This is a genomic window from Mangrovimonas futianensis (assembly GCF_021245805.1).
Lineage (GTDB): Bacteria > Bacteroidota > Bacteroidia > Flavobacteriales > Flavobacteriaceae > Mangrovimonas > Mangrovimonas futianensis.
The window spans coordinates 357981-380333 of the sequence record NZ_JAJJNF010000003.1; the positions used below are offsets into that span (position 1 = coordinate 357981).

Here is a 22353-nt window from a genome sequence, read left to right on the forward strand (position 1 = left end):
CTGATAGCTCCTAGTGTTTTTCTGGTAAAAGCTATTTCTGCTCATTATGTCGCAGACCATCGGTTTTTCGGCTTTGCCGAAATGAGGTTTTGACTTTTATTACAGGTAAGAATTAGGTCGTTGTTTTTTCGGTGTTGCCGAGATTTGTTTTGAGGACTCACATGATGTGCTACCCTGCAGCATCCTGAAAATGGAATGATACTTTTACCTTGATGCAAAAGTATCCAAAACATCAAGATGTTCTGATGCCATTAGATATCTTTTGATGGCTACCATGAGCTTTGAGCATTTAAACCTATTTCTTTTTAATCTGCTTAGGTCTGATAGCTCCTAGCGTTTTTCTGGTTAAAAGTATTTCTGCTCATTATGTCGCAGACCATCGGTTTTTCGGCTTTGCCTAAATGAGGTTTTGACTTTTTATATGGGTGAAAACCAAGGTCGATTTGATTGAATTCGTTTTATGGGATTTGGAAGTCTACAAGGGTCGAGGTCCTCTTTTTTAAGGGTTGACTTTATAAAAACACGTTCTATTAAACAAATTTCATACGATTTTATCGATTTGGCTTGGAGTGGTTTGCATTCTTTATATCTTTAGGGTGCTATTAACCAACATTTGTGTCAGCCTTAGATATTCATTTTAATATTTCGGAGCGTAAAATCCTTTTGCGAGTTATCGATTTGGGGGTGGTTTTCTTTACGCTTATGTTGGTGTCTTCGTATTTTGATTTTGACTATTTTACTATTTCTTCCAAGAATTGGATGTGGGTTGGGGTCCTGGGCTTGTATCTTATGGTTTTTGGAACCATTTTTGAAATTTATGATATACAGGGCTCTGCCATGTTGCACCGAGTGATCCCCAATGTGGGCATTACCGTTTCGGTAACGGTATTATTCTATTTGTTAACACCCTTTTTAACCCCCCTGCTGCCATCCAACCGGATGCAGATTCTTTATTTTTTCTTTTCTATCTTGTTGCCAATCCTTTTATGGCGGGTCTTTTATTTGATGGTCGTTACTCGACCTCGGTTTTACAGACGTGTCCTTTTAGTTGGGGAAGTCGATCAAATGGAGCAGATTGTCACGGCATTTAGAAAGGCCGATCCTAATTTCTATATCGTAGGAATTATTAACAGCGCGGGAAACCACAAAGAAGCTTCCCGTTATGGTGGGGTTTCTGAATTTGGCGTGTCTGATTTATCGCGCTTGGTTAATGAAAAAAAAGTTACTGAAATTGTGGTATCCGCTTATAATGCCGATCATATTACCCCAGAATTATACCAAGGTTTGATCGGTCTTTTGGAAAAAGGGGTGTCTATTAGGGAATATAGTCAAGTATTTGAGGAGATGGTTCACCGTATTCCTGTACACTATGTGGGGAAAGATTTTTACCGTTATTTTCCTTTTAGTCGTAGTAATAGAAATAAGTTTTATCTGTTTTTTCATAGTCTGTTCGATTGGTTCATTTCTGTGATAGGTTTATTCGTGGGATTTTGTTTGCTACCCCTTATTCTTATAGGAAATGTATTTGGTAATCGAGGCTCTCTGTTTTACAGACAGGAGCGGGTTGGACAGAATGGCAAGACGTTTCAAATTCTTAAATTTCGAACCATGGTTAAGGATGCTGAGGCCTTAGGAGCTCAAATGGCGAGTAAGGATGATGTTCGCATCACATACTTTGGAAAGTTTTTAAGACGTTCCCGTTTGGATGAGTTTCCTCAATTTTGGAATGTTCTAAAAGGAGATATGAGTTTGATAGGACCCAGACCCGAACGTCCTATTTTTGTTCAAGATCTCTCCCAAGTCATTCCGTTTTATGAAACGCGTCATGTTATTAAACCAGGCCTTACCGGTTGGGCTCAAGTAAAGGTTCGTTATGGAGAAACGGTGGAGGATAGCCTTCTTAAACTTCAGTATGATTTATATTATATCAAACACCGCAGTTTTTTTTTGGATGCCAACATACTTGTGAAAACTTTAAGTACCATTATTTTTTACAGGGGGCAATGAAAGAAGAATAGTGAAAAGTGAATGGAGGATAGAGAATAGAGAACAGAACACAGAATATAGATTTCTTGGAAAGACAATTTTCTAGTAGTAAGGATCTTGAAAATCAATGTTCAGATGCAAAAGATCTGTATTTTCAATAGTGACAAAGATCCAAGGGACTATTATTTTTTCTCCTAACTCCTAACCACTATTCCCTATTTCATGCTTTTTATCAAATACACATATCTGATGGCTAAGGCGAAAACTAATGGTAGCAGGCTAGGAGCAAAGCGTTGCACCCCAATAATCCAATGAAGCCCCATAAGGCAAAGCATAATAACCAAAAATTTAAGAAAGCGGTTCAACCATGGTTTGGGCTGTTTTGAAAGTAGCTGCGGCCATATCAAAAGATTTAAGGGGAATGCCCATAGAAGGTTGTAATTGGCGGCTGTAGCTGAATGATCTGTAGCTAACCAAAGTAATAGTAGTACCAAGCCAATAAATCCTGTAAGAACAAAAATAATGGTGTCTAAATAGCGGCTTCGGGATTGGTTCGTATAGTTCTTGTATGTTTGGAATAAAATGAAAAGTGCTATGATGGAAAAAATAAACATGGGACTCATCCAGAAGGACGTGCTTAATACTTTGTCTGGAGCTTGATACACTGTTTTTTCCTCTTTTACCAGGGGTTGGCTCCCTATTTGAGCCTTTTCAAAATAGGCATGGATGTATTTTGGTAAAAACATCTGCTCTTCTGGTGTAGCCATTTGGTCAATGACCGAACCCAAAGCGATATCTATGCCCAAACTTCCCCAAGTATTCCAATGCAATTCCCTTTGAATAAGGGTTCTGAAAGTTTGGGGTTCGTAGTTGGTTGGTTTTTCAAATTTGATTTTTTCTGGTTGCGCCTTTATTAAAACATCTTTGATTTTGGTGGCGCAGTTGTCGTAAAAGAAATCGTATTTGTAATTGCGGTTTTCTGGTTGGTAATTGTGTTCCAGAAACTTATAAAGTGCTTCTTTTTGATAGGGTTTTAGGTTTAAAACTTGTTCTCTAACCGTTCTTTTTTGCCAAATGTAAAAGCCTAAAAAGTCTGAGTAATTGGTCTTGCCAATGGCATAGTCCAATTTTCCTTGTGCGAATTTAAGATAAAAATTAGGTGCATTAAAATCATAACGACCATAGTCAAAGGTGACATCCAAGCCTTTGCTGGGGTCTTTGACTCGGAAGGCATTGTGGCCAAAGGCATCGTTGAGGTTGTTTCCAGGGCCGACAGTCAGCACACTTATTTCAGTTTCTGGAGATAAAATTTCTTGAGAAAATGCTAATAGCGGTAGAAAGAAAAGGGAAACTAAAAGCTTTTTAAGCATGGGTTGGGAATTTTATCTAAAGATACTAAAATCGAGTTTTAGGGAAAAGACATTGGAATAAAGCGCGACACTTTGGTCCCCAATATCGGTAAAGGCATAATCTACCTGAATGCCTTTGTATTTAAAGCCCACTCCCATACTGGGTTGGAAACCTACTCTTTCGGAGTTATCTAATTGCAACTCGTTTTGAAAATTACCCAATCCGCCTCTTAAATAAATCATGTCTATGTATCCAAATTCCAATCCCAAAGCCGGATTGATGCTGGCAAAAGAGGTAGAGATCACGTCATTGGTTTCAGCAAAACGAACATTTAGATCTATTTCAGCCAAAAGGGAATAATCGTGACGGATCACGAACTTTTTGGCGGCTCCAATTTGCAATTTCGGAATGGTAATTTCTGTGGATTCTGGCAGTTCTTGGTTTTGTCCTTCCACAGCATTTTGAATTTTTGCGAACTCCTCTTCGTTGATGCTCCACGCATTGTAGGTGGTAGTGATATCTCTTGCCATGATTCCGAACTTCCAGTCGTTCTTGGTTTGAAACTGAATGGCAGCATCCAATCCAAACCCCCATGCAGATGCAAAATCACCAATAATTCGTCTGATGACCTTGGCATTGATACCGTAGTTTAAACCTTCAAATAGGAGGTGTCTTGAATAGGAAAAGGTCACACCATAATCTGCCGTAGAAAATTGGCTGATGCGATCATAATTGATGTTTCCTTCATCATCAATTAATTGGGTGGTATCCAAAATGTCATCAACTGCAAAACGAATAACAGAAATGCCCATGGCGCTTCGGTCATCCAAAGGCATCGCAAATCCAATATAATCGTAATTGGCAATGTTAGCAAAATAGCTGGAGTGCATCAGGGCCAATTGGTTATCTTCCAAATGGACTAAACCGGCAGGATTCCAATACCCCGAATTGACATCGGCCGAATAAGCAGTCACTGCATTGGCCATTCCCATAGCGGCTGCATCGACTCCTATATTCATAAATTCATTGGAGTACTTGCGTGCCGTTTGCGCAACGGCACCGTAAGAAATAACTAAGCAAATAGCGGTTAAAATCTTTTTCAAATAGCTCATTCTTTGTGCAAAGATGCACTTATTTTTCAATATAATAAACTTGATTTATTTTAAGATATTGTGCCTGGTTTGGATTAGACGGAAATAGTTTGCTATTTTTACGTTGTAAATCTTTTTTTAATGATTAGACACATACCTAATCTGGTTACCCTTCTTAATTTATTTTGTGGTTGTTTGGCTGTCACTTTGGCTTCCCAAAACAATTTTACAATGGCTGCCTTGTTTTTGGCTTTAGGGATTTTATTTGATTTTTTTGATGGTTTTCTGGCTCGGATATTGGGCGTTCAGAGTCCGTTGGGGATTCAATTGGATTCTTTGGCCGATTTGGTAACTAGTGGCTTGGTTCCCGGGATGGTTATGTTTAGGTTGCTTACTGCCGTCGCGGAACCAGAAAATGGACTTGAGAACTGGCAATATGCCATGTCTTGGTTTGATGTTCCCTTTGTGCCCTATGCTTTGCTTGGATTTGTGATTACGTTGGCTTCCTGCTATCGGTTGGCCAAGTTTAATTTGGATGAGGATCAGCAGACTTATTTTAAAGGATTGCCTACCCCAGCCAATGCCTTATTAATTGTCTCTTTGCCATTGGCAGCGGAATTTCAACAACAAATATGGCTAACCAATTTGATAATGAATCCCTGGTTTTTGATTGGATTAACCTTATTAAGTTCCTATTTATTGGTGTCGCCTATCAAGCTGTTCTCGTTGAAAGTAAAAACATATGCCTTTAAGGATAATTTAGTGCGCTATGGGTTTTTGCTGTTCTGTATTTTGGCTATTTTGTTTTTTCAATTTGCTGCTATTCCCATGATCATTATAGGATATGTCTTAGTCTCTGTGGTATTTGAGCGCTATTGGTTTGTGAAGTAGGGCTCAATTAACAATTAACAATGAACAATGGCGGGTTGGATACTAGAGGCAAGAAACAAGAGTCATGACGATATATTTAATTATGAAAGAATGATGAGATGTCTCGACAGCGCTTGACATGAGACCAAAATGCTCAATCTTGCAACCAACAACCAAGTACCAACAACCAAACACTAAAAACCAAACATTAAAACAATATGGCATCCGGATTTTTTGCACTTTTAGATGATATCGCTTCCCTAATGGATGATGTGGCTGTTATGGCCAAAGTTAGTACCAAAAAAACAGCAGGTATTCTGGGAGATGATTTAGCTGTGAATGCTGAAAAGGCCTCGGGATTTGTATCTTCTAGGGAACTCCCTGTATTATGGGCCATCACTAAAGGTTCGTTCCTGAATAAACTTATTATTCTACCTATTGCCTTTTTATTAAGTGCTTTTGTACCCATTGCCGTAACCATCATTTTGGTTATTGGAGGGCTTTATTTGTCTTATGAAGGTGCTGAAAAAATCTTTCACTATTTTTCCAAACATAAGGAAAGTCATGAGGCTGTAGACTTGTCTGAAACTGTTGATAAGGAAGCGGTTTTGGCATTGGAAAAGCAAAAAATAAAATCGGCCATTGTCACTGATTTTATTCTTTCGGTAGAGATTGTCATCATTGCCTTAGGAACGGTCATGGAGCAACCCATATCTGTGCAAATCATGGTTGTTTCTATAGTTGCAATACTAGCAACCGTAGGAGTTTATGGTATTGTTGCCATGATTGTAAGACTGGATGACTTGGGCTTGCGATTGATTAATTTTAACGATCGCGATGAAAGTTTTACCGATACCATTGGAAATTTCTTGGTATGGGTACTTCCTAAAATCGTCAAAGGTTTGTCCTTTGTAGGAACCATAGCCCTTGTATTGGTTGCTGGAGGTATTTTTACCCATAACGTTCCTTTCCTACATCATTTGTTGGACACTTGGCCATCCTTTATCCGTGATTTTTTGATGGGGTTGGTGATTGGATTTGTGGTGCTGGGTGTTGTGATGCTTATTAAAAAGTTATTTAAGAAGAAATAGTTTTTTGTTGCCTGAAATATGAGAACCAAGAGTCAAGAGCCAGGAGCTAGGAGTCAAGACGAGGATGAATTAGGGTTTGGTTGTTCGTGTTTCGTTTTTGGTGACTTCTCGATACAAATTAACCTCTTTTAAATCGCAAAATTCACAACGGGTTAAAAGGAATATTTTGTAAAAGGAAAAAATAATTTGACCAAATAAGGAATGGTAGATAGAGTTGATGCTTATTTTTTACTAAAAACCAAAAATCTACTAAGTCCTGATTTTCTTTTTACGTAATTCGAAGTTTTGACCCAAGTACACTTTTCTTACCATTTGATCATTGGCCAATTCTTCGGGAACACCTGCTTTTAGGATGCTTCCCTCAAACATCAAATAGGTTCTGTCGGTAATAGCTAAGGTTTCCTGTACGTTGTGGTCTGTAATTAAGATTCCAATGTTCTTTTTTGTCAATTGGGCTACAATTCGCTGAATGTCTTCCACAGCTACGGGATCTACTCCCGCAAATGGTTCATCCAATAGAATGAAGTTGGGGTCGGTTGCAAGAGCTCTTGCTATTTCGGTACGTCTTCTTTCCCCACCAGACAATAAATCTCCACGGTTTTTACGAATGTGGTTTAAACCAAATTCTTCTATCAAGGATTCCATTTTATGAAGTTGTTCCTTCTTGCTTAATTTGGTCAATTGCAGCACACTCAAAATATTGTCTTCAATACTTAACTTTCTAAAAACCGAAGCTTCTTGTGCCAAGTACCCAATTCCGTTTTGTGCTCTTTTGTACATGGGGAATTTGGTAATGTCTGTATTATCCATGAAGATGGTACCCCCATTGGGTTTGATTAGTCCCACAATCATGTAGAATGAAGTTGTTTTTCCCGCTCCATTGGGTCCAAGTAATCCAACGATTTCACCTTGGTTTACTTCCAATGAAACATCCTTTACCACTTTTCGTCCACTGTAGGACTTCATTAAATTGGTTGCTACTAACTTCATGATATTATAATACTTGTTGCTAAAATAAAAAATAATCCCAGAGACCGAAGGAGGCCTAAGGAGTTTATTAAAAGTTTAACGCGTCTCTTCTAAAGCTTCCAAATACTCGTAGGCTCTTCTTAAATGCGGAATAACAATGGTTCCACCAATCAAAGTGGCTATAGAAAGCGCTTCAACAATTTGCGGCTTGGTAAGTCCTTCCTCATGGCATTTTTCCAAATGATACTTGACACAATCATCACAACGCAGTACCGCCGAAGCTACCAAACCGAGTAATTCTTTGGTTTTTACATCCAAAGCTCCTTCCTGGAAGGCGTTGGTATCTAAGTTGAAGATTCTTTTAATGATTTTGTTATTGTCTGATAAAATCTTTTCGTTCATCTTGGAACGGTAACTGTTGAAATCATCTACTATTTGTGACATAGCTTAGGCTTTAGATTTGTTTCTTTTTAAAATAAATGCCGAGATATAAATACTTACTTCATATAGAATTAATACCGGGATTGCTACAATAATCTGGCTGGCAATATCTGGCGGTGTGATGACTGCAGACACTACTAACACAATAACCAAAGCAAATTTTCGGTATTTGCGAAGCATGGTTGGGTTTACCAATCCAATTTTTGTTAGGAAATAAATGAGTATTGGCAATTCAAAAATAATACCTGAGGCCAAAGCTGAAGACCTAACTAACGAAATGTAGGAGCTAATATCTATTTGATTTGAAATCTCATTACTCACGCTGTAAGTACCCAAGAAATTGATTGAAAGTGGGGTGACAATGTAATATCCAAAAAGTACTCCCGTAAAAAACAGCAGGGAACAAATTATGATAAATCCTCTGGAATATTTTTTTTCACTGCTATGCATTCCAGGGCTAATGAACTTCCACATTTGATAGATAACATAGGGGAAGGCAATGACTAATCCGGCATAGATAGAAGTCCAGATGTGTGCCGTAAACTGACCGGCCATGGTTCTGTTTTGAATAATAAACGGAAATTCATCGGCACAAAAGGTGGTATCCATACTTAAGGTCTGCGCCATTTTGCACAGCCATTTGTAAGTTGGGAAGTCCATGTGCTTGGGACCCAAAATAATGGTGTCAAAAATAAAGCTCTTAAAAATAAAGGCGATAATTCCGCCCACCACAATGGCCAGAACAGCCCTTATGATATGCCATCTCAAGTCCTCCAAATGGTCTAGAAAGGACATGTCGTTTACATTCTTAGCTGCCATTATAAAATACCCTCTTTAACTAAATCATGAATATGAACCACTCCCGCGTATTTACCGTCTTTTTCAACCAATAATTGGGAGATGTTGTTTTCTTCCATCAACTCCATAGCATCGACAGCCATTGCATCTCCTTGGATTCGTTTGGGATTTTTACTCATGATATCCTTAGCTGTTAAGGTATTAAAATCTTCTGCCTTGGAAAGCATACGTCTTAAATCCCCATCGGTAATAATCCCAATGATCTCATCGTTTTCCAAAACAGCAGTCACCCCCAACATTTTTTCTGAAATTTCAATGATCACATCCTTTAAAGAGGTTTCTGGGCTTACTTGAGGTTTTAGATTCACTTCTGATAAATCTTTAACTCTTAAGTATAGTTTTTTACCTAGCGAACCACCCGGGTGGTATTTAGCAAAATCTTTACTAGAAAAACCTCTTAGCTTTAACAAGCAAACTGCTAGGGCATCACCTAAAACCAATTGGGCGGTAGTGCTGGTAGTTGGTGCTAGATTGTTTGGGCAAGCTTCTTTTTCAACATAGGCATTCAATACAAAATCGGCTTGTTGCCCTAAAAAGGAATCCTTTTTACCCGTAATGGCAATCATTTTGTTTTGGGCATTTTTTATCAATGGAACCAAAACCTTTATTTCTGGTGTGTTACCACTTTTTGAAATGCAAATCACAACATCATCTTCAAGAATGAGCCCTAAATCGCCATGAATGGCATCGGCGGCATGCATAAAAACTGAAGGTGTTCCTGTAGAATTTAAAGTGGCCACAATTTTTGTGGCAATGATAGCACTTTTACCAACCCCAGTAATAATGACTCTTCCTTTGGAATTATAGATTAGTTGAACCGCTTCGGCAAAATCTTGATCCAATAGCTGGCTCAAATTAGAAATGGCTTCTGTTTCCATTTCAATGGTTTGGCGTGCATTTTCTAAAATGGTTGAATGATTATTCAAAATTTTAATATTTTTTGGGTTGATGCTTCTAAAGATTTTTTTATCTTTAAAGTTAATGAGTAAACTCTAATTGCATTTTTTGTGCTGCAAAGCTAACGAAAAAATTGCTTGGAGTTTCTATAACTAAACTATCTTTGGATTAGTGTAAATTCTCTTTTAGTGTAAATTAAACAATAGTGATACATGTCGATAGTTGAGCAAGATTTGCGATCTGCTTTAAAGAAGTATTTTGGGTTTAGCCAGTTTAAAGGTTTACAAGAACAAGTAGTTAATAGCATCCTTTCTAAACAAAACACTTTTGTAATCATGCCCACAGGTGGTGGTAAATCCCTGTGTTATCAATTACCTGCTCTCATGCAAGAGGGAACGGCAATTGTTGTTTCGCCTTTGATAGCCCTGATGAAAAATCAGGTAGATGCCATACGGGGTGTCTCTAATGATAATGGCGTAGCCCATGTACTGAATTCATCCCTTACCAAAACCGAAATCAAAAATGTGAAGGCGGATGTGGTCAATGGAGTGACCAAGTTACTTTATGTGGCACCAGAATCCTTGACCAAGGAAGAAAATGTCGATTTTTTAAGATCGGTTTCCATTTCATTTGTAGCCATAGATGAAGCCCACTGTATTAGTGAATGGGGGCACGATTTTAGACCAGAATACCGAAATTTAAGACACATCATCAAGCGTATAGGGGAAAACATTCCTATGATTGCTTTAACGGCTACGGCCACCCCCAAGGTTCAAGAAGATATTCTGAAGAATTTGGGAATGACCGATGCTAATACTTTTAAGGCGTCTTTTAACAGGCCTAATTTGTATTATGAAGTTAGACCCAAGACCAAGCAAGTAGATGCCGATATCATTAGGTATGTGAGACAGCACCCGGGAAAATCTGGTATTATTTATTGCTTGAGTAGAAAGCGGGTAGAGGAGTTGGCGCAAGTATTGCAAGTAAACGGCATTAAGGCGGTGCCATATCATGCTGGTTTGGATGCCAAGACCAGAGCCAATCATCAGGATATGTTTTTGATGGAAGACGTGGATGTGGTGGTTGCAACGATTGCTTTTGGAATGGGGATTGACAAGCCCGATGTGCGGTTTGTGATCCATCACGATATTCCAAAAAGTATCGAAAGTTATTATCAAGAGACTGGTAGAGCTGGAAGGGACGGTGGCGAAGGCCATTGTTTGGCGTTTTATTCCTATAAAGACATTGAGAAACTAGAGAAATTTATGTCTGGGAAACCAGTCGCCGAACAGGAAATAGGACACGCCTTATTGCAAGAAGTGGTGGCTTATGCAGAAACCTCTATGTCCAGAAGGAAATTTATCCTACATTACTTTGGGGAAGAGTTTGACAACGAAACAGGAGAAGGCGGTGATATGGATGACAATGTGCGTCATCCCAAAAAGAAACATGAAGCCCAGGATGATGTGGTGGTGGTTTTGGAAACCGTCTCAAAAACAAATGAAAAGTATAAAGCTAAGGATTTGGTTAATGTCATTGTGGGTAAAGCCAATGCGATGATTAAATCTCATAGAACAGATGAGCAGCCTTTCTTTGGAATGGGGAAAGACAAGGAGAAGTCCTATTGGATGGCTTTGGTACGTCAAATTTTGGTGGCCGGTTATCTAAATAAAGATATTGAGACTTATGGGGTTATTAAAATGAGTCCAGAAGGAAGGGCCTTTTTAAAATCTCCTGAGAGTTTTATGATGACTGAGGATCATGTGTTTGATGATTCCAGTGATGAAACGGTTGTAACGGCGGCCAAAGGCGGTGGTGCTTCTACAGATGAAGTTTTGTTGGGTATGTTGAAAGACCTAAGAAAGCGTAATGCCAAGAAATTGGGAGTTCCTCCGTTTGTGATTTTTCAAGATCCGTCCCTTGAGGATATGGCATTGAAATATCCCACTTCTTTGGAGGAGCTTGGAAATGTTCATGGTGTAGGAGAAGGGAAAGCCAAAAAATATGGTCGGGATTTTGTGAGTTTGATAGCCCAATATGTGGAAGATAACGATATCACGCGTCCTGATGACATGATTGTGAAATCTACGGGGACCAATTCTGCCCTTAAACTCTATATCATACAGAGTATCGACCGAAAATTACCTTTAGATGACATTGCTGCTGCTAAAGGGATGGATATGCCAGATTTCATCAAGGAGATGGAGGCCATTGTGTATTCAGGGACCAAACTGAACATTGATTATTGGATTGATGATGTTCTGGATGATGACCAACAGGAAGAAATCCACGAATATTTTATGGAATCAGAATCTGATAAGATTTCAACGGCTATAGATGAGTTTGATGGCGATTATGACGATGAGGAATTGCGATTGTACCGCATCAAATTTATCAGTGAGGTGGCTAATTAGTTGTTGCTGGTTTTTAGTTTTTAGTTGTTGGTTTTTGGTGGCTTTTTGATTCTGTTTGGCTCTTTACGATTAATGACAGATAAATGTCAATAAACATTGTGTTATATGATTGATGTCAACTGAAAGAAGTTTAATCGTGAACCCAGAAGTTTTTTAGCAATTAGCTATTCCTTTTGTTCCAGATGGTCTTGATAATTTTGAAATATCTTTTTTAGTTGTTTCTTATACTTTTTAAACATTCCATCATAAAGCCATGGGAAATAATTGGATTCCTCATAATATTCTAATTGGTTTAAATTGAGATTGTAAAATGCTAAAGCAATTTTTGTTTTGTAGTAAGGAGGGGTACCGCTTCCTTCTTTTCTAACATATCCCTTGGTTGTAACTTTCATTAATATTATGTGATCGTTAATACCTGTCGATCCTTGAGAATCCCAATTAGAATATAGCGTTACTTCTTGATTTTGGGTTTCTAATGATTTAAAAAAACGATCCACATCATTCTCAGAGATTTTTAAACTTTCGAGCTTTTCTTGAGATAAAACATTCTGCACATGATAAGTTTTATAGTCCTTTTTAAATATGGAATCTATAGATTGGCTATGTAATTCATTGAATCGCTTAAAAATTACATTTGGACTCTCTTTTAGATGGAGATATATAGGCTCAAAAGCTGTAAAATCAGAAACTGTTTCGCTTTTTTGACCCAATGATATTGTTTGACATGTTATGCTAAAAATAAATAATAAGAATAGGTGTTTCATGTTTTGGGGTTCTTTATATTTTGATTTTAAAATTAGTTGTTCCTATTAAACTTATACTCAGGAAGGGGCACATATTCTTCTGAGTCACCAGGTATTTTTGGGAAGGCTTCTAAGTTTTGTTCTTTCCAGTTGGCTTTGGCATGCTCCAAAATAGCTTTATCAGAGTTGACGAAATTCCAAAACATGAAGCGCTCCTCTTCAAATGGTTCGCCACCAAAAAGATATAAGGTGGTTTCCCCATTGGTTTCAAATTCACATAATGTTGCTTCTTTGGCAATTAACAATTGTTTGGTGCCGTATGTGTTGTTTTCAATAGTGATACTACCCTCTAAAACATACATACCCACCTCGCCATAAAGTTGGTCGCCAATCTTAATTTTTTGCGCTGATTGGGTTTTTATTTCCAAAAAATATAACGGACTGTGTACTGGTACAGGTGAGGTTTTATCACCGAGCTTACCTGCAATTAACTTGTAGGAAACGTCATGTTCGTCCCACGTTGGAATATCTTCTTTGCTGATATGGTAGAAGGAGGGATCTGATTGCTCCAATTCCTTGGGTAACCCAATCCAAATTTGGAGTCCGTGTAAAAATTTGTCTTTTTGTCTCAGGTATTCTGGTGTTCGCTCTGAATGTACCACACCTTTTCCGGCAGTCATCCAGTTGACTTCTCCCGGTTTGATTTCTATGGCATTGCCCAAACTGTCTCTATGAAAAATGGCTCCTTCAAATAGATAGGTAAGTGTAGAGAGCCCGATATGGGGGTGTGGCGGCACGTCTAGATTTTTATAAGACTCCAAACAGGCTGGTCCCATGTGGTCAATAAACACAAACGGACCTACCGCTCGTTTATGTCTGAAGGGGAGAAGTCTTCCCACCATAAAATTGCCAATATCAGCTGCTTTTTCTTCTAAAATTAGTCCGACGTTAGATTGCATACCTTGGTTTTCCTTTTGAAAGTGACACCATAAAAATAGTGGAATCGTGAGATTTTGTATGAATGTATTTTACAGTTTTAAAGTTAGTATTTTTATGTAAAATATTTACAATAGAATAACTTCCTGCTAGGTATACTGGGAAGGTGAGATTCATGCCAAGTTAAAAGGACTTTAGTTTGATATATTATTTGTTATTATAATATCAATCACAAGTTCGTTCTTTTCAGAATCTACTATATCATCAATTCTAGTCCAATACTTAATATCTTTGCCTCTAAAACTCTTTAATTGTTCAAAACTCACTTCTTGGTCATTTAACAAATAAATCCACTTTGGTGGTGTTCCACAATGTAAAGTTTTGAATTTAGTAATTTCGATTACACCATTTTTTGAATCTTCCCCCCAAATCCTTTTTAAGTATTCTGAACCTTTGGGAATGATGCTTAAGCTATTAGAATTAATTGTTTTAAACTCAAAATTTTCCATATCTATTTCTGAGAGCAAACCAATGGGTTTAGCGTCTAAAAGGATTAAAGGGTCTTTTTCAATAAGTCCTTTTTTGATAGCATTTGTGCAGTAAGTTTCTAAATCTACATCGCTACTTTTTACTTGTTTTGATTTGCATGAAACTAAAACAGTTACTAAAAGGAAGCCTATAAATACCTTAACATTCATTTTTTCCATTTCGACTAAATTATCTAATCAGATTGCCAAAATGAAATCGGAATTAGTAAAAGCTTGTTTTTAATTAGGGAATAGGTAATTATTGGCTAGGAAAGGGGTTGGTTAATCAGTATAAAATATGGTAATTCTTTGGGTTTTGAGGTTGTGCAACACTAAGGGCAACCTCTTTGAGTGAGCCTTATTCCTCATTGCAACGATTACATAAGTTGGTTTTTAATTAACCAATTGTTCTAATCTTTGCCACAAAAATTTCTTATCAAATTCAGCTAAACATGAAATATATCTTCCAGTATCGGAAACGAGAACATATCCACTACATGGCGGATGCTCTTTGAAAAAAGTTTTTTCTATTATTTCATTCGGATCTTTTTTCCAGTCCTTAAATCCATCATTCCTTTGAAACAAGCCTGTAGAATCTTTATAAACATAAAGAATATTTGAGGGCTTTATTTTATTAATCCCTATTTCCATTTGATTGTACCAAACTTCTGTAGATTGTCTTGTTGAAGTACCCGATGAGTTACATTTATCCTTTCCTGGATAGTATATAATTACCAATGGTTTATGGGAATCAATTCTTATATTACCATTTTGCTGCAAAACAGAATCTATAATACTTCTATTCAATTGTCCAAACCTCTCAGCAGGATATACTTTTTTTACAGCTTCATCCGATTTTTTTTTAGTTGAACAAGAAATCAATACTTGTAACAATAAAAGCAATAAAAATATCTTCTTAATCATTCGATAATTATGAGTTTCAGTATTCACAACCAAGTTAGTAATTTTGTGAGGATTTTCAACTTCGGAGCCGAATCAAACTGAAGGCAATTATTTTTGATTTAACATGTTACAAGTCATGGGATCCTACTACTACAGACCTTTAATAGTTAAAACCCATTGCAAACTTTCCTTGAGGGTTCAGAATCTCCTTTTTAATTTTTAAGGTTTATGTACTTCCAACTCAATTTCAATCATAAATTCAGGAAGTGCCAATTCCTTAACCCCAAGCCAAGAACCTGTGGGGAAACCATTTTTGTAAATTTCAGCTCGATATGCAGATTTTTCCAGCATTAAGGGCATATTTGTTGTAAAAATGTTTTCTACCACTACATCATCAAATGTACAGCCGTAATGCTTTAAAATCTTTTCTAAATCGGAGTAGCAGTTTTTCATTTGTTGCTCCAAATCGCCAATGGCAGTGGGATTTCCCTCATCGTCCATACTGACTGCTCCCGAAATTTTTATATCATTTCCAATTTTCACTGCATGCGAATAGCCATATGCTTTTTCTACCTCAGGTCGCAAAAGGAAATATTCTGGTTTTTCCGATTTTACGATTATTTCTTTTTCAATTGTTTTGGGTTCTTCTTTTTGTTTTTGCTCGCAACTTTGAAAGTTTAAGGTTAGAATGATAAGGGTAGCAAATAAAGTCAGTTGGTTGGTTGCTTTTTTCATAATTCAAATGGTTTAGTGCCTACTTTGGTCGGTTTTCGGCTATCCCGTTTTCACGCGAAGTTTGGGTTATCGGTATAATGTATAACAGTTTTATGCAGGGGAGAATCGGGTTCGTCTAAAGGTAACTATTTTTATTTTAACTTCTTAGGTTCAAAAACATCGTGTAAGCACGATGTCACCCTGAATTTATTTCAGGAGCTAAACGTCAATCTTAATCCTCACAACCAGATGCTGAAACAAGTTCAGCATGACAGAATGCTTTTTATTAGACACATTGTTCTGCAAAGAATTTTTAACTTCTTTACTTTAAGCCCAGGTTCTCTATATAAGCCTTGTTATTGGAGGGTCTTCCCAAAAACTCCTCAACAGCTGAAACCATATCCCTTTGCCCACCGTTGGCTAGTATAAGCTGTCTATATCTCATTCCCGTTTCGGTATCTCTTAAACCATTTTGCTTAAATGCCGTAAACATATCTTGAGCGTATACTTCAGACCATAAATAGCCATAGGTATAAACAGGATGGGTGTTAATATGAATCCAACTGGCTTGTGGATGTGTCCCCTCAATATAACCATTTAAAGTGCCCATTTTGGCGTCAAGGTCTTGCCATAGCTTATCTGTGTTTAATGGATCATTGGGGTTATAGGAATCATATAAATTCATGTCATATAGCGCATACCTTATAGTTCCTTGAGCACTTAAACCAGAAAATACGTTTTTAGCATGTAACTTACTTTCAAATAAGGTTTTAGGAAATGCGTCCCCCGTTTCATAGTGTTTGGCAAAAGCGCTTATTATATCATAATCATCAACCCAGTTTTCAAAAATTTGTGACATGGCTTCAACAAAATCAGCTTTTGGATAGGCCAACGAGCTATAATCACCATTGTAAGACATACAGTCTACAATGTGACCAAATTCATGAAATAAGGTATTTAATTCTCCAAAACTTAATAAAGAAGGCAGATTTTCAGTAGGCTTATTAAAGTTCCCCAAAAGCATCGCTACAGGAACCTCCTGACCATTTGTAAACGTTCTGCCAGAAGTTAAAGGCACAGCATAGAACCAAGTTTCTTTATTTGGTCTTGGATATAAATCTAAATAAAATCGACCTTTTAACTGATCGTTTTCATAAACTTCATACATGGTCACATCTTCGTGCCAAACGGACGGATTTTGTACCTTTTTAAACTCTAATCCTAAAAGTTCTTGGTATAATGCCATCATGCCTTCCAAACAGGCATCCATGGGTAAATAATCACGCATTTTTTCATAATCAACATCATATTTTATTTTTAAATGCTGATTGATGTAATAACCCATATCCCATGGATTAATTGAACTTTTGTCATCAGGTGTGTGCTTATCTTCGTTTCTTACTGACTTTAATAAGTCAATTTCCTGAAGTGCTTTCGATTTCGACTCTACTACCAGATTATCCAGAAAATTCCAGACACGTTTTGGTGTCTTGGCCATTTTTGACTGTAGGTTATATTCCGCATACGATTTGTAGCCCATTATTTGAGCTAGTTGATAGCGTTTGCTAATTAGAGAATCAAGAATCGGTAGGTTTTGATCTGCCGCGATATTGCTCTTTTTTACGATATAAGCTTTTCTAACGTCACTAGATGTCGCGTTATTCATAATTTGGCTGGAAGTAGCATTGATAACAGGAATTTCATAGCTGCCATCTTCTAATCTGTAGGTATCTTTAAAATTTTCAGGCAATCCGTCTACTTCTTGTTCATTTAAAACCAAGCTTTCTTGGGCCGTATTCATGTTTGTGGTGAATTTTGCCGATAGTTCTTTAATTTCTAAAGAAAGCTTTTTAAAGGTTGCTAAATCTTTCGGATTTAAATTAACACCAGATTGCGCGAACTCCTCTAAAGTACGTTCAATGAGCATTTTTTTTGGTCCCTGAATGGTTTTACCTTCTTCAGATTCCACGAAAGCTTGAAACTTGTTATAAATAGCTCTGTCTGAACTAATATCAGTAAAAAGCGAATCTATTTTTTGTGAGCCTTCAAGTCCTTTTGCTCTGGTAATAGAGTCTGTTGAAACCCAATACATCATATGGGCATTGCTGTATGCTTTTCCTAAACTATTTGAAATTTCGTCATAAGCTCCAAATGTGGATTCAAAACTTACTTTATCAGTTGACTTTAATTTTTCAAAATCAATGTTGGCATTGTGAATCATGGCATCTACGTAGGATTCAATATGGTCTCCAGTAACTTTTGCATAATCGAAAGGTTCATTTAGAGAGACATTAAAAGGATTGTCTGCAGACATTTGTAATTTTTCTGGTTTTTGGGCAGAGGAGCAACCAATTAATAAGGTTGTAAAAAGAAGTAAATGAAGTTTCATAATGAGTTATGTTAGATGTTGTTATAAAGGCGCAGAACGGTTTTGTGTTGGGTTTGGATGCGCCATATTTCCGCAGGACTTTTCCTGCCGTAACTCTAATATAGTAAATCGCAATGGATTACGATGAGGTATTCAGTAGTAATGATTTGTTGGACAATGGGTTGTGGCGTGTTTTATTAAATATATACTCCTGAACAACTAAACTTCCTACTAGTTACTGTCACCCTGAATTTATTTCATGGTCTATAATTCAAGTTTTGGTTGTCACAATAAGATGCTGAAACAAGTTCAGAATGACAGAAGACTTTTTATTGGACACGACGTTATAACCAGTTTTTATTATTCAGTTTTGGGTCAATATTTATATAGTCAAGCAATACTATATTTAATTGGTTATTTTTCATTCCGTCAACCACTATGCCGTAATACAATTCGTCCGAGTTTTCTGGTTGATCAATTGTTTGTTGATGATTGGAATTTTTAAACCACCACGACAGATATTTTGAAGTATTCCAATCTGATTTGGTTTGATTATTTTCGTCAGCTCCATATTGGCTTATTATCAATTCAATAATCTTTTTCATCTTATCGGAGTTTATATCTTTGGAAATTAACTCCAAATGACGAACATTTCCGTCAAATAGTGTTATTTGAAATTGGTCAAATAAATCTAAAAATTTTGATTCCAAATCAAAAAGTAAATAATTCCGAGTATCATTTTGGTCGGTTTTTAAGTCAGATTTGAATAGAGAATTTTGATAAAGGAAATCAATATCAATTTGTAATAATTCTTTTATGTTCTTAGGGTTTTTCAAAATTGGGTGCTATAAGCAAATAAACACGTCAATGGATTAAATTTTATTAGAGATACTCCTAAAATAGAGAAATTCCATAATACACCAGCTAGTCTCCCTGAATTCATTCCAGGGTCTGTCTTTAAATGGTGTTCATAACAACGAGATACTGAAACAAGTTAAGCATGACAAAAGGCTTTTAACAACGCATCCCATGGCAAGCAACCATCGTTTTTTCACAAGTAGGCGAGTGCAAACAATTGCTTATAGCCAACTTGTTGTACACCATTTTATTTCTTAATTTAAGTTATAATCTGGCACTGAGATTTCTTTTACAAAAATTAAAGCATCATAAGTATCTGCATATACCTTATTAATTAATATCCTACTTAAAGATTTTGGTTGATATCCCCCACCGCCAATTAATAAATGTTTGGACTTCTCGTTGAAGAATTCCAAGCTTTTATCAAATTCAATAAAATAAATGTCCTTGTCTACTAAAATCAAGGTTTCAGCATAAGTTTTTCTCACTGGCTTTTCTATATCATAAGTTTTCCAAGAACTCCCTTTCTGGTTAGTGATTAACCCGTTTATTTTTCCAAATCCAAAATCGAATCCTACTGCATAATAATCGTCACTATAATAATCTTTTAAATTACGGCCCAGATTAATAATATTACTACCGGTACTGTACATTTCTTTTTTATTAATGTGTTCGTTATGAGCCCATATAAATGCTTTGCCATTTTTAGATAAATTTTCTACAATATAGTTGACATTTTCAAACATTTTTAAGTCTCTATATTCTGTGCTCTTGGGATATTCTTCTTTAACCAAAGAAGCATATTGCGTATAGCTAATCAAGTAATTTAAACTTCTTAAAACATTTTTGTACGTCTCTCTTTTTAAGTTTGATTTAAGAATTTGTTGTTTAAGTTCGTTTAATTTAGGAAGCTGATTTTGCCACCAAGTTTCTTCTTTACCATAGTCTATTTTCTTATTTGCACAACTATCAGCAACGGCCAAAAGATTTTCGTCTATTGAGATATTAGCCTTATCAACAAACTCTCGAATCTCTTGATTAAGTTTTTTGCCTATTTGGATGTCCATACCATAAAACTGAATTTGTTCTTCTTTGGATTTGCCTTTGTTGTATGCCCTCATCCAGTGTAGAAGATTTACAATTTCTTTTGTATACCAAAATCCTATATTAAAATTTTCAGCAATCGTTTTTATATCCCCTTGGCCTCCGCTTATCCACTCATTAATTCCAGATTCAGCTTGGTAAGATTCCTCCATTATAAACGTTTTAACACCATGATTTTTTACCAAATATTTAAAGAACTTGGCTTTTAGGTCAAAAAATTCTTTGGAGTTATGTGAGGCTTCTCCAAAACCATAAATTTTGGCGTTAGAAAACTTTTGAGGTGTATTTTGTTCAAATATTTTTAGTTCAGTATCAGGATTTGCATCTTCGATTTCTATGGAATTATTCGTTATTCTATTTATCGTTTCCTTTTTCTGAGAATATAGAAAGAGTGGTGAAATAAGAATAAAGAATGAAAGTAATTTTTTTTGCAAAATGATTGTCTTAAAATGTACTTACAACGGTTTGTGTATGGTTATGGACCTAATTTAGTAAAAAAGCACTTACGTACGGTTCATCTGCGAGGGTTTTCCGCGAAGAAAATAGGAAGCAATTTATTGTACTGGGTGTTGGCATGGGTTTTTGTATAATCTGTGATTCAAGTCATTAATTTGGTCAGAATTAATCTCCAAAATCTGAACAGGATAATCATGGTCAAAGTAGCTAATCCATACATTAAAGTTCGGAAATTTAAAATCCAAAAATCTGCATATACCGTAAAATTCCATCCAGGATAGATTGAAGCAAAAACATCACTCCGAATAAATTTCAGAATGAATCTAAATGAAATTAAAGTAAATAAAGTTGCTGTAACTCCTATTAACCTAGATTTTGTCATTTTTTAATGAATGCCAACAAGTCTATAAAACACCTGTCATTTAATTTACCTATAGACCCCTAAATTAACTAAATTTCCTGCAAACAACCCATAGCCAAACTAAGGCTTTTCATTGACCATCCCATGGCTAGTAGCAATCATTTTTTCACAAGTAGGCGTGTGCCAGCAATCGTTACCAGCCTTTAGTTATTTCTTTTGGCAGGTCTTGAACTTGCTCCAGCTTTTATTTTATCCTCAAGTACCAGAATTACCAACTTCCTCAAATCTTCATAATTGTAGTCCGCTTCAAGTCCATAGGAAAAAGTGGAGTGCGTTCCATTATTATCCATGCCAAGTATATATTTGGGTCCACCCAATTCAACCGAAATCGGGGAGTTCTCTGTTTGAATTGTAAATTCGGTTTTCCCACTTTCTTTATTAGTTACATAAAATACATGTTTATAATATAAGTTGCCTTCATTTTCGGCAAATCGCTCAAACGCAAAAATGTACTTATCCTCCCAGTCAAATTGGTCAAAGCAAAACTGATCTTTCAAGTCGTCTTTTAGTATCCCTTTATTATAAGCCTCATATAATTGATCCTTTAGCGGTTTTGCCTGCTCGTAATCCTTTTTGCCATAGTAAACCTGAACTAATTTTGCAATGGAATGATAGTCATTGGGTACCAATTCATTCAGCTCTTTGAATGCTAATTCAGCTTTGTCATAATCCTGATTCAAATATTCATAAAGTCCAATATTGTATAACGCATTTATATACGATTCCGATTCTTTAGATATAGTTTCTTTTGATATGTAATAAGCCTCCAAAGCATTCTTTGGCTGGTTCAATTCCGCATAGATTTGTGGAATCATGGTAAAGGGGCGGTCAATTGGCTCCTTTTTTTCAGTGGCTGTTATGTATGCATTAAGGGCATCCTCATATTTTTCTTGACTAATAAAAGAATCTCCTAAACCACTGTAATAATTTGAATCTGTAGAATCTAATGCGATGGCTTTATAAAAAGACGCTATGGCATTGTCATATTGCCCTATATAATTAAGAGTCATACCTTTTATAAAGTAGGCATCAGGGTCTATGCTGTCCTTTTGAATGGACATATCCATTAACTCCAATACTTTATGGTCATTCGCTTGCATATAATAAGCCATCGCAACATAGAAAATTGCTTTAGCTGGATACGCACTTACTTTATCAGAATGTTCGGAAATTATAACATTATATTTTTCCTCATGATAAGCTTTTTCTAGTTCCGAAGTAATCTCCTCTTGGGCATATTGGTTGGTACTAAAAAGGCAAATGGTTAATATGAATAAGAGTTTTTTCATAAGTGCAGGTTGTAGTTTGTATTTGGTGTTTGAAAATCCATTAGCATTCTCATAATTAATGGAGAAG

The 22353-nt window shown here is 36.4% G+C and carries 19 protein-coding genes; 4 read left to right on the plus strand and 15 right to left on the minus strand.

Annotated elements, in window-relative coordinates; translation table 11 throughout:
- The first annotated feature begins 615 nt into the window (after positions 1-615).
- Complete coding sequence (locus LOK78_RS06965) at positions 616-2007, plus strand: exopolysaccharide biosynthesis polyprenyl glycosylphosphotransferase (protein ID WP_232634445.1); 1392 nt, start codon at positions 616-618, stop codon at positions 2005-2007.
- 194 nt (positions 2008-2201) lie between these two features.
- Here LOK78_RS06965 and LOK78_RS06970 read toward each other — a convergent pair whose 3' ends face one another.
- Positions 2202-3356, minus strand: a complete 1155-nt coding sequence (locus LOK78_RS06970) for a lipoprotein N-acyltransferase Lnb domain-containing protein (protein ID WP_232634446.1) — start codon at positions 3354-3356, stop codon at positions 2202-2204.
- Positions 3357-3368: 12 nt separating this feature from the next.
- A complete protein-coding gene (locus tag LOK78_RS06975) occupies positions 3369-4439 on the minus strand; it encodes a putative type IX sorting system protein PorV2 (protein ID WP_370465556.1) in 1071 nt (356 codons plus the stop codon).
- A gap of 129 nt (positions 4440-4568) precedes the next feature.
- On the opposite strand from LOK78_RS06975, the gene LOK78_RS06980 reads away from it, so the two are divergent.
- Together LOK78_RS06980 and LOK78_RS06985 are read left to right on the plus strand one after the other, a co-directional pair.
- Positions 4569-5318, plus strand: a complete 750-nt coding sequence (locus LOK78_RS06980) for a CDP-alcohol phosphatidyltransferase family protein (RefSeq protein WP_232634447.1) — start codon at positions 4569-4571, stop codon at positions 5316-5318.
- 197 nt (positions 5319-5515) lie between these two features.
- The gene (locus LOK78_RS06985) at positions 5516-6388 is read left to right on the plus strand and encodes a DUF808 domain-containing protein (RefSeq protein WP_232634448.1); all 873 of its coding nucleotides are present in this window, start codon (positions 5516-5518) and stop codon (positions 6386-6388) included.
- Positions 6389-6637: 249 nt separating this feature from the next.
- Here LOK78_RS06985 and lptB read toward each other — a convergent pair whose 3' ends face one another.
- The 4 genes from lptB to LOK78_RS07005 form a co-directional block, all read right to left on the minus strand.
- Positions 6638-7378, minus strand: a complete 741-nt coding sequence (gene lptB / locus LOK78_RS06990) for an LPS export ABC transporter ATP-binding protein (protein ID WP_053972511.1) — start codon at positions 7376-7378, stop codon at positions 6638-6640.
- 75 nt (positions 7379-7453) lie between these two features.
- Complete coding sequence (locus LOK78_RS06995; protein ID WP_053972512.1) at positions 7454-7801, minus strand: carboxymuconolactone decarboxylase family protein; 348 nt, start codon at positions 7799-7801, stop codon at positions 7454-7456.
- Positions 7802-7804: 3 nt separating this feature from the next.
- A complete protein-coding gene (gene tatC / locus LOK78_RS07000) occupies positions 7805-8617 on the minus strand; it encodes a twin-arginine translocase subunit TatC (protein ID WP_166959786.1) in 813 nt (270 codons plus the stop codon).
- Positions 8617-9534, minus strand: a complete 918-nt coding sequence (locus LOK78_RS07005) for a KpsF/GutQ family sugar-phosphate isomerase (protein ID WP_053972584.1) — start codon at positions 9532-9534, stop codon at positions 8617-8619. Before LOK78_RS07005 ends, tatC begins: the two co-directional genes overlap by 1 nt.
- 231 nt (positions 9535-9765) lie before the next feature.
- On the opposite strand from LOK78_RS07005, the gene recQ reads away from it, so the two are divergent.
- Positions 9766-11967: a DNA helicase RecQ gene (recQ, locus tag LOK78_RS07010; protein WP_232394283.1), complete on the plus strand. Its 2202-nt coding sequence runs from the start codon at positions 9766-9768 to the stop codon at positions 11965-11967.
- A 164-nt stretch (positions 11968-12131) separates the two neighbouring features.
- Here the strand turns inward: recQ and LOK78_RS07015 are convergent, their stop codons facing one another.
- The 9 genes from LOK78_RS07015 to LOK78_RS07055 form a co-directional block, all read right to left on the minus strand.
- On the minus strand, positions 12132-12731 hold the full coding sequence (locus tag LOK78_RS07015) for a hypothetical protein (protein WP_232634449.1): 600 nt from the start codon (positions 12729-12731) through the stop codon (positions 12132-12134).
- A 32-nt stretch (positions 12732-12763) separates the two neighbouring features.
- The gene (locus LOK78_RS07020; RefSeq protein ID WP_232634450.1) at positions 12764-13669 is read right to left on the minus strand and encodes a pirin family protein; all 906 of its coding nucleotides are present in this window, start codon (positions 13667-13669) and stop codon (positions 12764-12766) included.
- Positions 13670-13840: 171 nt separating this feature from the next.
- On the minus strand, positions 13841-14353 hold the full coding sequence (locus LOK78_RS07025) for a hypothetical protein (protein ID WP_232394280.1): 513 nt from the start codon (positions 14351-14353) through the stop codon (positions 13841-13843).
- Positions 14354-14566: 213 nt separating this feature from the next.
- Entirely contained in the window at positions 14567-15097 is a 531-nt protein-coding gene (locus LOK78_RS07030) for a hypothetical protein (protein WP_166959801.1), read from the minus strand.
- Positions 15098-15295: 198 nt separating this feature from the next.
- Positions 15296-15811: a RidA family protein gene (locus LOK78_RS07035; RefSeq protein WP_232394279.1), complete on the minus strand. Its 516-nt coding sequence runs from the start codon at positions 15809-15811 to the stop codon at positions 15296-15298.
- Between the two features lie 301 nt (positions 15812-16112).
- Entirely contained in the window at positions 16113-18179 is a 2067-nt protein-coding gene (locus LOK78_RS07040; protein WP_232394278.1) for a M3 family metallopeptidase, read from the minus strand.
- A gap of 323 nt (positions 18180-18502) precedes the next feature.
- Positions 18503-18763, minus strand: coding sequence for a hypothetical protein (locus LOK78_RS07045; RefSeq protein WP_232634451.1), 261 nt, complete (start codon positions 18761-18763; stop codon positions 18503-18505).
- A 507-nt stretch (positions 18764-19270) separates the two neighbouring features.
- Positions 19271-20554, minus strand: coding sequence for an erythromycin esterase family protein (locus tag LOK78_RS07050; RefSeq protein WP_232394276.1), 1284 nt, complete (start codon positions 20552-20554; stop codon positions 19271-19273).
- Between the two features lie 586 nt (positions 20555-21140).
- Positions 21141-22286, minus strand: coding sequence for a tetratricopeptide repeat protein (locus tag LOK78_RS07055; RefSeq protein ID WP_232394275.1), 1146 nt, complete (start codon positions 22284-22286; stop codon positions 21141-21143).
- Positions 22287-22353 lie beyond the last annotated feature (67 nt).

Excerpts from the sequence above, each read along its gene's own strand:
- LOK78_RS07015 (WP_232634449.1), bottom strand. The coding sequence starts at position 12,731 with ATGAAACACCTATTCTTATTATTTATTTTTAGCATAACATGTCAAACA.
- LOK78_RS07020 (WP_232634450.1), bottom strand. The coding sequence starts at position 13,669 with ATGCAATCTAACGTCGGACTAATTTTAGAAGAAAAAGCAGCTGATATT.
- lptB (WP_053972511.1), bottom strand. The coding sequence starts at position 7,378 with ATGAAGTTAGTAGCAACCAATTTAATGAAGTCCTACAGTGGACGAAAA.
- recQ (WP_232394283.1), top strand. The coding sequence starts at position 9,766 with ATGTCGATAGTTGAGCAAGATTTGCGATCTGCTTTAAAGAAGTATTTT.
- LOK78_RS06995 (WP_053972512.1), bottom strand. The coding sequence starts at position 7,801 with ATGTCACAAATAGTAGATGATTTCAACAGTTACCGTTCCAAGATGAAC.
- LOK78_RS07055 (WP_232394275.1), bottom strand. The coding sequence starts at position 22,286 with ATGAAAAAACTCTTATTCATATTAACCATTTGCCTTTTTAGTACCAAC.
- tatC (WP_166959786.1), bottom strand. The coding sequence starts at position 8,617 with ATGGCAGCTAAGAATGTAAACGACATGTCCTTTCTAGACCATTTGGAG.
- LOK78_RS07035 (WP_232394279.1), bottom strand. The coding sequence starts at position 15,811 with ATGAAAAAAGCAACCAACCAACTGACTTTATTTGCTACCCTTATCATT.
- LOK78_RS06980 (WP_232634447.1), top strand. The coding sequence starts at position 4,569 with ATGATTAGACACATACCTAATCTGGTTACCCTTCTTAATTTATTTTGT.
- LOK78_RS07040 (WP_232394278.1), bottom strand. The coding sequence starts at position 18,179 with ATGAAACTTCATTTACTTCTTTTTACAACCTTATTAATTGGTTGCTCC.
- LOK78_RS07025 (WP_232394280.1), bottom strand. The coding sequence starts at position 14,353 with ATGGAAAAAATGAATGTTAAGGTATTTATAGGCTTCCTTTTAGTAACT.
- LOK78_RS07030 (WP_166959801.1), bottom strand. The coding sequence starts at position 15,097 with ATGATTAAGAAGATATTTTTATTGCTTTTATTGTTACAAGTATTGATT.
- LOK78_RS07045 (WP_232634451.1), bottom strand. The coding sequence starts at position 18,763 with ATGAAAAAGATTATTGAATTGATAATAAGCCAATATGGAGCTGACGAA.
- LOK78_RS06985 (WP_232634448.1), top strand. The coding sequence starts at position 5,516 with ATGGCATCCGGATTTTTTGCACTTTTAGATGATATCGCTTCCCTAATG.
- LOK78_RS06970 (WP_232634446.1), bottom strand. The coding sequence starts at position 3,356 with ATGCTTAAAAAGCTTTTAGTTTCCCTTTTCTTTCTACCGCTATTAGCA.
- LOK78_RS07005 (WP_053972584.1), bottom strand. The coding sequence starts at position 9,534 with ATGGAAACAGAAGCCATTTCTAATTTGAGCCAGCTATTGGATCAAGAT.